This window comes from Polaribacter sp. 20A6, from assembly GCF_011378915.1.
Lineage (GTDB): Bacteria > Bacteroidota > Bacteroidia > Flavobacteriales > Flavobacteriaceae > Polaribacter > Polaribacter sejongensis.
On record NZ_WTPZ01000001.1, the window covers coordinates 577,426 to 591,541 of the forward strand.

The window sequence follows — 14,116 nt, forward strand, 5'->3', positions numbered from 1 at the left end:
CATATTAAATAAGTATGAAAATATTAAAAAAAATAATTGTTTTAATTTTAATAACAATATCATCATTATTGCATGCAACAGAGTACCATGTTAGCATTGTTAGTGGTAATGATTTTAATAAAGGAAGTATTGATTATCCTTTTAAAACAATTTCTAAAGCAGCTAAAATTGCATTGCCAGGTGATGTTATTACAGTACATAAAGGTACTTATAGAGAGAGAATAAACCCTTTTAACGGTGGTTTTAATAATATTAGTAGAATTGTTTATCAAGCAGCAGAAAACGAAGACGTTTGGATAAAAGGTTCTGAGGAAATAAAAACGTGGAAAAAATGTAAAGGAAATGTATGGAAAGTTGTGTTAAGCAACAAAATGTTTGGCGATTTTAATCCTTATCAAGAAATTTTAAAAGGAGATTGGTTAACAGAAAAATACGGAAGAGAGCATCATTTAGGAGAAGTATATCTCAACGGAAAATCTTTGTATGAAATAGATAGCTTGTCTAAGGTTTTTGAAGAAATTCCGTTAAAAAGAGCAGTAGATACAGAAGGGTCAAAATATAAATGGTTTTGTAAAAGTAATGAAGAAACGACTACAATTTATGCCAATTTTAAAGGGCATAATCCTAATAAAGAATTGGTAGAAATAAATGTAAGATCCACCGTTTTTTTTCCAAAAGTAACGGGGATAAATTATATAACAGTTCGTGGATTTAAAATGAGTCATGCTGCAACACAATGGGCACCACCAACAGCAGAACAAGGTGGGTTAATTGGTCCGAATTGGAGTAAAGGTTGGATCATTGAAAACAACCTAATTTCAGACTCTAAATGTACCGGAATCAGTATTGGGAAAGAAAGAGCTTCTGGGCAAAATTTATGGATTAACGATAAGAAAAAGCATGGTACACAAAGAGAAAGGGAAGTTGTTTTTAAAGCATTACAATTAGGTTGGTCTAAAGAAATGATTGGTTCTCATATTATTAGAAATAATACCATTAAAGATTGTGAACAAGGCGGAATTATTGGTCATTTAGGATGTGTATTTAGTGAAATTAGTAATAATCATATTTACAATATCAACGTTAAAAAACAGTTTGGTGGTTGGGAAATTGGAGGCATAAAATTACATGCAGCTATTGATGTAGTTATCAAAAATAACTTTATTCATGATAATCACAGAGGTATTTGGCTAGATTGGCAAGCACAAGGAGCAAGAGTAACTGGAAATTTATTGTATAATAATGATGCAAGCGAAGATTTATTTGTAGAAGTAAATCATGGACCTATGATTATTGATAACAATATTTTATTATCAGAAATTTCTTTATTAAACGCATCTCAAGGTACTACGTTTGCAAATAATTTAATGGCAGGTAAAGTACAAACTCGTTCTGCCGGAAATCGATTTACACAATATCATTTTCCGCATTCTACGCAGGTTATGGGGTTAATGACTATTATTCTGGGAGACGATCGTTTTTATAATAACATCTTAGCATCAGATAAAGATAGTTTACAAAGTAGCCAACAACATGGTTTAAATGTTTATAATGATTTTCCGGATGCTTCTTATAAATGGAAATTTAACGGAAGTCTTAATCGTGCAAACAAACAGAAATTTCCGACGTTTATTGATGGTAATTTGTATTTAAATAAAGCATTACCCTCTAATATTGATAGCAATAAAATAGAGAATAGAAACTTAAACCCAAATATTAGTTTAACTGAAGAAGCAGACGGATATTATTTAAATATTACTGTTGATGAAAGTTTTGCAAATGTAAAAACGAATATTGTAGATACTCAATTAATGGGAGTGGCATTGCAAACAGAAACTCCTTTCGAAAATGTAGATGGTTCGCCTATCACTTTAACCGAAGATTATTTTGGAAAAGCAAGAACGACTAAGGTTCCTTTAGTTGGGCCTTTTAATAATTTAAAATTAGGCAAGAATAAAATTAAAGTATGGTCTAAATAATTAGTATTACTGATGAAACGTAGAGATTTTACAAAAATTTTAGGAACAAGTATTTTAGGAGTTTTAGTAACACCTAAAGTCTTTGCAGAAAGTTATGCTAAAAAAACAGATTATGAGATTTGTAAAAAGACTTGGGAACAATTATGTGGTAAAATAGGTAAGGTTTATAAAACAGATGCTTTTAAATATGTAAATCCTGTAAGAAGAAAACCCAATGTACTTATTTATGGCGATTCTATTTCCATAGGATATTCATCTACAGTTAAAAAAATTTTAGAAGAGAAAGCTACGGTAATTCGGTTGTTTAAAAATGGAGGAGCTAGTCATAATTTTATCCCAAATATGGATAAAATGCAAAGGACCATGTTTCAACCAAATTTAAAAAAAGGATGGAAGTTTAAGTGGGATATTATTCATTTTAATGTTGGCTTACATGATTTAAAATATCTTAAAGGAAAACATCTAAATAAAAATGGAAAACAAGTTTCATCCATAGAAAAATATAAAACAAATTTAGAGGAGGTTTGTAATTATTTAAATAGAAATTATCCAAAAGCTACATTGATTTTTGCTACAACAACACCGGTTCCAGAAAAAGCAAAAGGACGTTTTGCTGGCGATAGTATTAAGTTTAATAAAGCAGCTTTAGAGGTTTTAGAAAATCATCCGAATATTGCTATAAACGACCTTTATACATTTACAAAACCTAATAGAAAACAATGGGAACAAGAACCAGGAAACGTTCATTATAACGAATTAGGTAAAATTAAGCAAGGTAAAAAAGTAGCAGAAGTAATTGCTAAGTATTTATAATAGTCATCATAATAATTGAATATGATTAAAAACATAAAACATTTCTTTGTTATCGCTTTTATAGGATTAATTTCATCTATAAATGCACAAAAAAAAGCATTTGCATATACTAAAGTAACTATAGAGCAAGAAGTATATGCTGTAATGTCTGATAAATGGAATGATGATTTTAAACATGTAGACTATCCTAAACAATGGTTGCAAAATGTTGTAGAGGTTAAACCTGGTCAATCTATACAAAAAGCTATAGACAAGGTTTATAATGAAGGTGGTGGAGTTGTTTTCCTAAAAAAAGGAACTCATATTTTAAACAGTACCATTACTTTAAAAAGTAATATTTCTTTAATTGGAGAAGGGAGAGATAAAACGATTCTTTTACAAGGAGAAGGAATAGATAATGCTGCTTTTAACATTGAAGATAAACCACAAGTTACAGATTTAGTCATAAAAGATTTAACTCTTAAAGGAAAAAGAGAAGGGAAAGTAAATGGTATTCTATTTAGAGGTAGAAACGAAAGCAGGCACACAAGAGTAATGCTTCAAAATATTGATGTTACAGATTGGTCTGCACAAGGTGTTCACATGAAACGTACTGATAATGTTATAATGGATAATTGTAATTTTCAATATAATGGGTCTGCAGGAGGTTTGTACCATAATGTATACTTTTTGTATAACAAATACATTTTACAGTCTGATTGTAATATGTCTTATCCTGTAAAGGGGAAAGGAAATAAATATACATCTTGCGAGTATGTTTTGGCACAACGTTGCACTATAAAAGATACTAAAACAAATGGTATTCAGGTAGATCATGACGAAGCTGGATACATTTTCTTTCATAAATATCATGTTTCAGGATGCGCAAGAGTCGCACTCTGGTTTCCTTGTGAAAATTATTATGATAAATATCATTATACAGAAAATCCTAAATATGCACCTCAAAAAGTAATTTTAAATCGTTGTGAGATTGTAAACAATACTTGGGGAGCAATGTGGAGATCGGTTAATGATTCGTATATAATCAATAGTGTTTTTGATAATATAGAGGTAGATATGGGATTGTTAAAATGTGATGTTACTCTAGAGAATAGTACTTTTAAAAAAGGAAACGAAATATATACTGATGTTAAACAATGGCCAAAGGATGTTAGAATTTTATGGTAATTAAAAAATAATATTAATAATTAAATTAACCTTATGAACAAACAGCATAAATTACTTTTTGTTATATCAATCTTAGTTTTATTTGTAGGATGTAAAAGCACTGAAAAGAAGCAGAAAATAACAGAAAAAAAGCGTCCAAATTTTTTGTTTGTTTTGGTTGATGATCAATCTCCTTTTGATTTAAAAACATACGACCCAAATTCAATTTTAGAAACACCCAATATAGATAAGTTAGCAAAAGGCGGACTTGTTTTTGATCAGGCAAGAAATATGGGATCTATGAATGGAGCTGTTTGTACACCTTCTAGACACATGATTATGTCTGGTAGAACAGTTTGGAATTTACCTAAAAGTGCAGAAGATCAAAAAAATAATGAATATAACGAAATAGAAGATTCTACCATGGGTGCTGTTTTTAATAATGCAGGTTACAATACCATGCGTACATGTAAAAAAGGAAATTCGTACCCAAATGCCAATAAACAATTTACGGTTGTAAAAGATGCTACTAAAAGAGGAGGGACAGAGGAAAGTGGAAGTGCGTGGCACTCTAAACAAGTTTTAAGTTATTTATCAGAAAGAGAAACAACCCAAGAAGTAGCCCCTTTTTTAATTTACTTCGGATTTTCGCATCCGCATGATACAAGAAATGGTACTCCTGAATTATTAGCTAAATACGGAGCAGTAAACCATAAGGATAAAAATAAGATTCCTGCTTTAAGTGAAAAACAACCCCAACTTCAGGATAATTATTTAGAAGAACACCCATTTTTTCATGGACATCCAGATCTTAGAGATGAAGAGCGTGTAAGTGGTGTTTGGAAAAATAGAGATGAAAATACGGTAAGAAATGAATTAGGACGTGAGTATGCTTGTTCGGAAAATATAGACATACAAATTGGTAAAGTGTTAGGTAAGTTAGAAGCGATGGGGGAGTTAGATAATACCTATATTATTTATACATCCGACCACGGAATGTCTATTGGAAGGCATGGTTTAATTGGGAAACAGAATTTATACGAACATACATGGCGTGTTCCATTTATTATAAAAGGACCTGGAATTGAAGCAGGAAAAAGAGTAAAAGGAAATATCTATCTTTTAGATGTATTACCAACTTTATGTGATTTGGCAGGTATCGAAATTCCAAAAACGGTACAAGGAAAAAGTTTTACATCCGTAATAAAAGGAGAAAAAGAAGAAGTTAGAGATGTAATGTATGGTGTGTATGCAGGAGGAACAAAACCAGGAATGAGAACCGTTAAAAAAGGCGATTGGAAATTGATTAAATACGATGTAATGGATGGTGCAGTGAGAGAAACTCAACTTTTTAATTTAGCGAAAAACCCTAATGAATATTTACCAGAACATCATAAGAATGGTGAGATGGAGACCGATTTAGCAGAAAATCCAAAGTATGCAGAAAAATTGGCTGAGATGGAGGCTTTGTTGTTGGAACAGATGGTAGCAAATGATGATCCATACAGATTATGGAACCAGCCACAAATTAATTAAATACCATAAAATAATGTCATTATATAAAGGTCTTATACTCAATTTAGAGTGTAAGGCTTTTTTTATTTTGGGATTAATAAATTATTCGTTTTACTCTTAATTTATTAGTAATATGTGATTTTTTTATGAAATTGAATGATAATTTAAAGATATAAAGTCATGATTTATACTTTTAATTTGTTTCAATTACTAATATTGCTATAACTAATCAAACTAAACCAATGAAAATATTATTCACTTTAAAGGAAGCTGGCATATTGTCTTTTATATGTTGCTTCATTACAATACTTCGGACTACCTATATGAATACTAATTATTTAGGTATGAGTATTCAACAAGTAATTAAACCAGTATCTATTCTTTCTGTACCTTTTTTTAATACCAAAAACAACCACCATGTTTTTTGGTGAAATTGAAACCTATTAGGTTAATATTAGCATTTTAATACAAGCGAATCGATAGGTTCGGTTTATAGACCTTGTATATTTCTCAGAGCCAAATTTAGTTCATGTTAATCTGTGTATAAAATCTTTTTGTATTTAAATCATACGAAGTTTTCAGGATTAAATACCGCAAATTACTTTTTACAGCTAATAGAATTTTTTTTAAAAAAAAATAAGCCTTTGTCATTTAGGTGTTTATAAAATTAAATTTCTATATCAGGATGTGTGTGAACTTTAAATAGTGAGCTATAGTTTTAAGTTATCAGGATTGTGGTAATAATTTATAGACTTAAAAACTTTCTACATCATTTATTCAACATAAAATAATAACTACAATTAACCATTAAACTTTTTAAAACTATGTAAAAACAAAAACTATTAAAAAATTTAAGAACAATTAACTAATTTATTAAATCAAAAAAATATGAATAAAATTTATTCTTTAATTTATCCGTTGCGAACTTGTAAACTAAAAAGCCGCAGGATAATTAAATCTATAGTCGTGTGTTCCTTTTTTATTTTAGAAGGATATGCTAGCTCGAAAACAGCGTTCGATATTTCAGATTTTAAATTCCCCGAAGTAAACAATGTTGTAAGTAGCGACTTTCAGCAGCAAACAGTAACAGGAATCATTTTAGACGAGCATGGAATGCCTTTGCCGGGTGTAAATATTATAGTGAGAGGGACCAAAAGGGGGAGTCAAACCGATTTTGATGGTAATTTCTCATTAGTAGCAAATACTGGTGAAGTTTTAGTAATATCATTCATAGGTTTTAAAACTCAGGAAATTAAAGTTGGTAACTTTAAAAACATAAATATTACTATGATTGAAGACCTTACCAGTTTAGACGAGATTGTAGTAGTAGGTTTTGGTACCCAAACAAAAGAAGCTTTAGTTGGGTCGGTGACTACTGTGAAACCAAAGGACTTAAAAATACCATCAAGTAACTTAACAACATCTTTTGCTGGTAGAGTCCCTGGTGTTATTGCGTTTCAAAGTTCTGGAGAACCAGGAGGAGGATCGGATAATGCAGAATTTTTTATCAGGGGAGCAACTACTTTTGGTAATTATGCATCGCCGCTAATATTGATTGATAACATAGAATTAACAGCCGATGATTTGGCGAGAATATCTCCAGATGATATTGAAAGTTTTTCTGTATTTAAAGATGCTACCGCTACTGCAATTTATGGAGCCAGAGGTGCAAACGGGGTTATAGCTGTTAAAACTAAAACGGGTGAGTTAGGTAAACCTAGAGTATCGATTAGGTATGAAACCACATTTTCTCAAGCAACTCAAAATTTAGATATAGCAGATCCACTTACCTATTTAAGACTGCATATGGATGCTGTTAATACTAGAAATTTGTCCCCTAATATAAACAGCCCTTTACCATATTTACAAAATAAAATAAATAATACGATTGCTGGTACAAACCCATTTGTATATCCTGTTACGGATTGGCAAGATGAGTTGTTACAAGATTTTACTAGAAATCAAAGGTTAAACTTTAGTGTATCTGGTGGAGGTAAAGTTGCTAGATATTATGTGTCTGGGTCTGTTGCTCAAGATAACGGTATTTTAAAAGTGGATAACAAAGCAAATTACAATAATAATATTGATAATAAGGTTTACAACTTAAGGTCTAACGTAAATATTGATTTAACACCTTCAACAGAATTGATTGTGCAATTGAATACTAGTGTAGATGATTATAGAGGACCAGTACCTACTGGTAACCAGGTATACAATATGATTAATAGAACCAATCCTGTTAGATATCCTGCTTATTACGAAGCTGATGCTGCTAATGAATTTACAGAACACCTTTTGTTTGGTAATGTAGATACAGGAGATGGTGAGTTAGCTGGTTATTTAAATCCTTATGCTGAATTAGTAAGAGGATATCGTGATTACAGTAGATCTGTTAGTGTTTTAAGTTTACAGGTTAAACAAGACTTAAGTGGTATAGTAGATGGATTAAGATGGAGAGCTTTAGGTAATATCACAAATACATCTTCATATAACATATCTAGAGAATATGAGCCTTATTATTATGCTATTGGTGATAATAACTACAATAGAGCAGATGATAGTTATACATTAACAAGTTTAAACCCATTAGGAGGTACGGAATATTTAAGTTTTACACAGGATGAAGGTTCTAGGGTTGTTAATAGAAATATTTATTTTGAGACTGCACTTAACTATGATAATACATTTGCAGAAAAACATAGTGTTAGTGGTTTGTTAGTAGGTATTTTAAGAGAATCTGTTGATGGTAATGCAACCGATCTACAATCGTCACTTCCAAGTAGAAATGTTGGTATATCAGGACGTTTTACTTACGATTTTGATAGACGATATTTTATTGAAGGAAATTTTGGATATAATGGGTCTGAACGTTTTGCTGAAAAAAACAGATTTGGTTTCTTCCCTTCTCTTGGTGCAGCATGGGTTGTTTCTAATGAGGATTTTTGGAATATAGATCTAATAAGCAGGTTTAAATTAAGAGGGTCTTATGGAGTTGTAGGTAATGCGCAAATTGGAAGTCGTAACGATCGTTTCTTCTATTTGTCAAATGTTAATTTAAATGATTCAGGTGCGGGGGCAACCTTTGGAACTTTTGGTCAAGACTCAAGTGAGGGTGTTTCTATTAGTAGATATGAAAACCCTCATATTTCATGGGAAAGAGCGTATAAACAAAATTATGGTTTAGAAGTTAACTTCTTAAATGATGCGATTCAATTTCAAGCAGAATATTTTAATCAAATCACAACAGATATTTTACAAACTCGTGCTGATATACCTTCATTTTTAGGACTACAAGCAGCACCAGTTGCCAATTTAGGTGAAGGGAAGTCTAATGGTTTTGAGTTTACTTTATTAGTGAATCATAAATTTAATGAAGATTGGTGGTTACAAGCAACTGCAAACTTTGTAAAAACCAATAGTGAATATACTGTTTATGAAGAGCCAGATTTATCTGCAACACCTTGGCTGTCAAAGTTAGGTAACACATTTAATCAATCTTATGGTTTAGTAGCTGAGCGTTTATTTGTTGATGATGATGATGTATTAAATTCACCAGAGCAGCAATTTGGGGAAGTTATGCCTGGAGATATTAAATATACCGATATTAATGGTGATGGAATTATATCTAGTTTAGATGTTGTGCCAATTGGAGAGCCAACACAAGCTGAAGTAAGTTACGGTTTTGGATTTTCTTTAGGATATAAAAACTTCGATATCTCTGCATTTTTTGCAGGTTTAGATAATGTATCATTTTTTATAGATTCAGAAGGTTTAACGCCTTTTGCAGATACAGATGGTAATGGTGATTATTTACCAGGAGCTATAGCAGAAAATCAAATTTTACAAGCCTTTGCAGATAGTCATTGGTCGGAAGAAAATCAAGATGTTTACGCTTTATGGCCACGTTTATCTAATTATGCTGTGCAAAATAATAACCAAACTAGTACATGGTGGATGAGAGATGGAGCTTTTATGAGGTTAAAATCTTTAGAGTTAGGATATAATTTTGAAAAAGGAAGTAGTGTATTTGGACAAACTAGTGTGCGTCTATACTTAAGTGGAACAAACTTAATGCACTGGAGTAAATTTAAACTTTGGGATCCTGAGTTAAGGGGTAATGGATTAAACTATCCTTTACAGAAAACGGTGAACATAGGCGCTAGAATTAATTTATAAAAAAATGAAAATGAAAAAAATAAATAAAATTATATACTCTATAATGTTTTTGTGTGTTTTTTCGTGCGAAAGTTATATAGATATAGTACCAGATAATGTAGCTACTTTCGATTTGGTTTTTAACAATCGAGCAAATGCTAAAAAGTTCTTTTTTACCTTATATGGTTATTTACCAGAGTTTTCAGATGTTAATGGTAATGTGGCGTTAGTAGGAGGAGACGAGATTTGGACGCACCAAACTTGGACCGCAATGCAATTGTCTCAAGGGCAGCAATCTAAAGCAAATCCGTTATTTGATGATTGGGGAGACGGAAGTCGTCATAAACCACATATAGCACTTAGGGATTGTAATATTTTCCTTAATAGAATTAATGATGTTCGGGACATGACCACCGATGAAAAAGATAGATGGATAGCTGAAGCTAAATTTTTAAAGGCTTATTATCATTATCACTTATTAAGAATGTATGGACCTATTCCTATTATCGATGAAAATATTGATGTTAGTGAAGACGTACTTTCTGTTCGTGTAGAAAGAGATCCAGTGGATGATGTGGTAAATTATATTGTATCTTTATTAGATGAGTCTATTGAAGATTTACCTGCTCAAATTGTTTTAGAGGGAGAAGAATTGGGTAGAGCAACAAAGCCAATTGCTGCAATGTTAAAAGCCAAAGTTTTGGCATTTAGCGCAAGTCCGCTTTTAAATGGTAATTCAGTATACGCTTCATGGACTAATAATGCAGGTACACCTTATATTAATCAAACTTTTGATTCTAATAAATGGCAATTAGCTGCAGATGCTTCTAAAGAAGCTATTGATTACGCTCACCAAGCAGGTAATACCTTATATAAATTTACATCAGCTTATAGTTTATCAAATGAAACTATGACAAAAATGAATCTAAGAGGTGCTATTACAGATAGGTGGAATGAAGAGATTATATGGGGACAAGCTTACCCTACAACTAATGGTATTCAGGGTTTTAGTTTTGCTAGAATAGATCCAGACGTATCAGCAGAATCTGCAGGTCAGGTAAACTCTTTTTATTCTGCACCTCTACATATGGCAGAAATGTTTTATTCTAAAAATGGTGTGCCAATGGACGAAGATCCAGCATATAATTTTGGTGCTAGATATGATTTAGTTACTGGAGATGATGCTAATAAGTTTTATGTAAAAGAAGGTTACGAAACGATTGGCTTGCATTTAAATAGAGAATCTAGGTTCTATGCGTCTTTAGCTGGAGATGGTATATTGTCTTATGATGTTAATAATGAAGCAGACGATACAGACTTATTTACTGTAGATGCTAAAAATGGAGGAGTATCAGGTTATATTAATGATAGACAGTTTAATCAAACAGGATATTGGCCAAAAAAATTAGTACATTATAAATCGGCAATAGGAAATAATACGTTTACAGCCGAAAATTACTCATGGCCAGTTTACAGATTAGCCGATATTTATTTATTATATGCAGAATGTTTAAATGAAGCTGTAGGGCCATCACCACAAGTATTCGAATATGTTGATATGGTGCGAAAAAGATCAGGATTAGAAGGTGTAGAGGCTGCTTGGAGTGCTTATTCAACCAATCCAGCAAAACCAACTACAAAAGAAGGTTTAAGAGATATTATTCATCAAGAACGGGGTATAGAACTCGCTTTTGAAGGGCAGCGTTTTTGGGATTTAAGAAGATGGTTTAAAGCACATGTTGAACTAAATAGTACGCCAATGAATGGTTGGAGTTATAGTGACGCAACACCAACAAACTTCTATCAGATTAATAACTATGGTGCTACCGAATTTTCGATAAAGGATTATTTTTGGCCGATATCTGAAGCAGATATATTGGCAAACCCTAATTTAGATCAGGCGTTTGGTTGGTAGTTTAAAATTAATATTAACAAATAAATAAAAATATAATGAAGACTTTAAAATTATTTATTATGCTTTTGTGCATAGCAGCTGTTTACAGCTGTAAAGAAGATAAAATAACTTCGTTAGTTTCTGACGATGGTGTTGCTCCTGGTGCCGTTGTTGTAGACGCGAGTTCTGTCGAAAATTTAGCAGGTGCTTCTAACATAACATATAACTTACCCGATGATGAAGATGTGTTATATGTTGTAGCAGAATATCAAAGAACTGGTAGTGGAGAGCTAGTAAGTGTAAAATCATCTGTTTATAATAACACATTAAAAGTTGAAGGTTTTGCAGAAGCGGCTCAATATAATGTAGAATTATATGCAGTAGATCAGTCAGAAAGAAAATCAGAAGTTGCTCCAGTAGTAATAAACCCAGAAAAACCACCTTATAAATATGTGTGCGAAACACTTTATGCAGAAGAAGACTATGGAGGTATTAAATTATTTTGGGAAAATCCAGAAACCGGACTTGTAACCATAGAGGTGTATTCGGTAGACGCAAGTGGTAGTTTAATTTTTCAAGATGCTGTTTATACATCTGCTCCAGTTGGCGAACGTTTGGTTTTAGGTCAAGAGGCTGGAGAAACCGATTATGTTTTTGTAGTAAGGGATAGATATAATAATACTTGTGATCAAATAGAAATGACATTAACACCACGTTATCTTGAGTTATTCGATAGAGCTAATTTTCAAGCTGTATATCAACCACACGATACCGAAACGGCTTATGGTTGGTTGCTTCCACATCTTTTTGATGGAGTAATGAGTGGTAATAACGGATTTCATACCGGTTCAGGATGGACAAGTCCTGATGGTGAATTACCTGAATATGAAAATTGGTCCTATAACGGGATAGATCTTGAAGTAACTATGTTTACAATAGATTTAGGTGCTTTATCTCAAGTTTATAGATTTAAGTATTGGCCACGACTTGGTAATTTCATGTGGCGTCATGGAAATCCACATCTTTTTGATTTGTGGGGAGGAGAAACATTAAATGAAGATGGAAGTTTAGATGGTTGGACACTATTATTAGAAGATGCATCACCTGTAAAACCTTCTGGTCGACCAGGTAATGATAATACTACTGAAGATATTGAAGCAGCAGAAGCAGGATTTAATTTTGAAATTTCTCCAGAAGCACCTAAAGTACGTTATATCAGGTTTGTTCAAAAAGTGAATCAAGATAGAAAATCTACACTACTACATCTTAGTGAGATAGAGTTTTATGGTGATAATCGACAATAAATTAATCGAAACGAATTTAAAATATGAAAATTATGATTTATAATTTTATGAAAAAACAAATTACTTCTATAGGACTTGGAGTTGTAGGTGTTTTACTTTGTATTTCTTGTGATACAGATTTAGTTGAAACCTACGAACAATACGTTCCAGAACAAGTAATAAGTTTAGCTATGCCAGATTCTGTGGCTCCAGTAGCCACGGCTTATAATAAAATTTTATTTAAGGTTTTTGTTAACGCAGATCCAAAAATAAAAAAAGCAGTGGTTACTTTGTTTGATGATGATATAACCGATGACGATGAAAAGATAGTAACTGTTATTGATATCAATAGAACGATATACAAACCAGAAATTTATCAAACAGAATTAGAATTACCAGAAGGCGGTAGTGAGTATTTTGTACATTTAGAAGATTCTGAAGGTAATAAATCTATAAAGTATGATGTTTTTGGAACAGTACTAGGCGATACTTATAAAGAATCATTACAAGCTAGACACTATGATGAAGTAACGTATCCGTCTGAGGTAGGTGTAGTGATTAGCTGGACATCGAATAGAAGATTTCAAATGGATTCAAGTGGTAATCCTGAATTAGATGACGATGGTAATGAAATTGTTCTTGTTATAAATAATCTTTTGGTAAAAACAGCGATAACTTATACAAGTAGTACCGATGGTACTGAAAAAACAATTGAAGTTGACGAGTCGGAAGATGAAACAATAATTTCTGATTTTGTTTCAGAAGGTACATTTAGCTACGTTACTTATTATAGAGTTGCAGTAGATTCACCTTATTTTTTTGAAAGCAATCCTAATGAAGCGATGTTTCCAGAAAAAATATAAATAGTATAAATTTTTATTACAAAACCAAGGTCTCCTTAAACAGGATGTTGTTTAAGGAGATCTTTTGGTTAAAAAAACAACCAAACTAAATTATTTAACATTTATAAGATGTTGATATGTAGTTTTTTTAGGAGTGTTGTTGTGTAGGTGATAATAAATTTAAAACCTATCCAAATCCTGTGAAAGATAAACTTAATAGCTCCAGTAGTGTCGCTGCTAGTGTAGAGGTTTATAGTATTTAAGGTTGGTTGGTAATCAAACAAAGGCTTTTACGAAATAAATAGTAGATTGATCTGAGTAGCTTAAAAAGTGGTATATATCCTTTAAACATTAATAAGGATAATCAAGTTTAAACTAAGAAAATTATTAAAGAATAATTTTCTTAAAAATATTCTTTTTAAAATAAAGGTAGAATATTTAAAATAGTAATTATTCAGACTGAAAATCCTGTCTTCTAATTTAGAAGGC

Annotated in this window: 8 protein-coding genes; all 8 read left to right on the forward strand. The window is 31.7% G+C overall.

Annotation, left to right across the window (positions count from 1 at the left end):
- The first annotated feature begins 14 nt into the window (after positions 1 to 14).
- The gene (locus tag GQS57_RS02285; protein WP_165730797.1) at positions 15 to 1,979 is read left to right on the forward strand and encodes a right-handed parallel beta-helix repeat-containing protein; all 1,965 of its coding nucleotides are present in this window, start codon (positions 15 to 17) and stop codon (positions 1,977 to 1,979) included.
- A 12-nt stretch (positions 1,980 to 1,991) separates the two neighbouring features.
- Positions 1,992 to 2,792: an SGNH/GDSL hydrolase family protein gene (locus GQS57_RS02290; protein ID WP_165730799.1), complete on the forward strand. Its 801-nt coding sequence runs from the start codon at positions 1,992 to 1,994 to the stop codon at positions 2,790 to 2,792.
- A 21-nt stretch (positions 2,793 to 2,813) separates the two neighbouring features.
- Positions 2,814 to 3,959, forward strand: a complete 1,146-nt coding sequence (locus tag GQS57_RS02295; RefSeq protein ID WP_165730801.1) for a glycosyl hydrolase family 28-related protein — start codon at positions 2,814 to 2,816, stop codon at positions 3,957 to 3,959.
- Positions 3,960 to 3,992: 33 nt separating this feature from the next.
- On the forward strand, positions 3,993 to 5,474 hold the full coding sequence (locus GQS57_RS02300; protein WP_165730803.1) for a sulfatase-like hydrolase/transferase: 1,482 nt from the start codon (positions 3,993 to 3,995) through the stop codon (positions 5,472 to 5,474).
- Positions 5,475 to 6,341: 867 nt separating this feature from the next.
- A complete protein-coding gene (locus GQS57_RS02305; RefSeq protein ID WP_165730805.1) occupies positions 6,342 to 9,629 on the forward strand; it encodes a TonB-dependent receptor in 3,288 nt (1,095 codons plus the stop codon).
- 10 nt (positions 9,630 to 9,639) lie between these two features.
- Positions 9,640 to 11,523 (forward strand): RagB/SusD family nutrient uptake outer membrane protein, encoded by a 1,884-nt coding sequence (locus GQS57_RS02310; protein WP_165730807.1) that lies wholly within the window; start codon positions 9,640 to 9,642, stop codon positions 11,521 to 11,523.
- A gap of 35 nt (positions 11,524 to 11,558) precedes the next feature.
- Positions 11,559 to 12,806, forward strand: a complete 1,248-nt coding sequence (locus GQS57_RS02315) for a DUF5000 domain-containing lipoprotein (RefSeq protein WP_165730809.1) — start codon at positions 11,559 to 11,561, stop codon at positions 12,804 to 12,806.
- Positions 12,807 to 12,838: 32 nt separating this feature from the next.
- Positions 12,839 to 13,648, forward strand: a complete 810-nt coding sequence (locus tag GQS57_RS02320; protein WP_165730811.1) for a DUF4998 domain-containing protein — start codon at positions 12,839 to 12,841, stop codon at positions 13,646 to 13,648.
- The last annotated feature ends 468 nt before the right edge of the window (positions 13,649 to 14,116 follow it).